The sequence below is a fragment of the uncultured Vibrio sp. genome, assembly GCF_947488985.1.
Classification (GTDB): Bacteria; Pseudomonadota; Gammaproteobacteria; order Enterobacterales; family Vibrionaceae; genus Vibrio.
This window is the reverse complement of record NZ_CANLBV010000270.1, coordinates 1-613: the sequence shown is the minus strand read 5'-3', so window position 1 is coordinate 613 and position 613 is coordinate 1. Positions and strand designations below refer to the sequence as shown.

Sequence of the window (613 nt, the reverse complement as noted above, 5' to 3'; positions counted from 1 at the left end):
AGTGCTTGTTCAACACGATAGAGCTTTTGGAACCAACTGACTGCCCACTGGATTTTACCCCCTTTACCTTGCTTGCCTTTTGGTTGACTCTGCTCTGCCTCTATGAACTTGCGTCTTGCATGTGCCCAGCAACCCACCAACTTCGCCTCTGTCTTTTCATACGCTTTATACCCATCAACATGAAGGTATCCAGTGTAGTTTGACAGGTACGATTGAGGGCAGTGGTGACCCCGACTTCCTTCCTGGTAGTCGAACAAGACGATTCCGGGAGATTGCGCATTACCGCCCCGGTCTGGACCACACCCATACAACCAGATGTAACTTTTCTTTCTTTCGTCATCGAGCACGGTCAATGTGGTCTCGTCCGCGAACAGAACATCTTGAGTAAGAAGGGTTTCTTTCAGTAAGGCGATTAACGGCTCTACCTTATCAGCGCAACGCAATATCCACTGACTCATCGTTTTTCGGCTGAGCGCTAGCCCATATTGTCTGAACAGCGATTCTTGACGATAGAGAGGCAGGGCATAGTGGTATTTGTTCGTGATGATTTGCGCAAGCAAAGAGGGAGTCGCGATGCTTTTCGGGATAACCGATGCCGGCGGTGGAGCCATTG

General features: G+C 49.8%; 1 protein-coding gene. It reads right to left on the bottom strand.

Annotation, left to right across the window (positions count from 1 at the left end; all coding sequences use genetic code 11):
* Positions 1 to 613: IS66 family transposase (locus tag Q1A70_RS20295; protein ID WP_299697661.1), on the bottom strand; the 613-nt coding region annotated here is incomplete at both ends.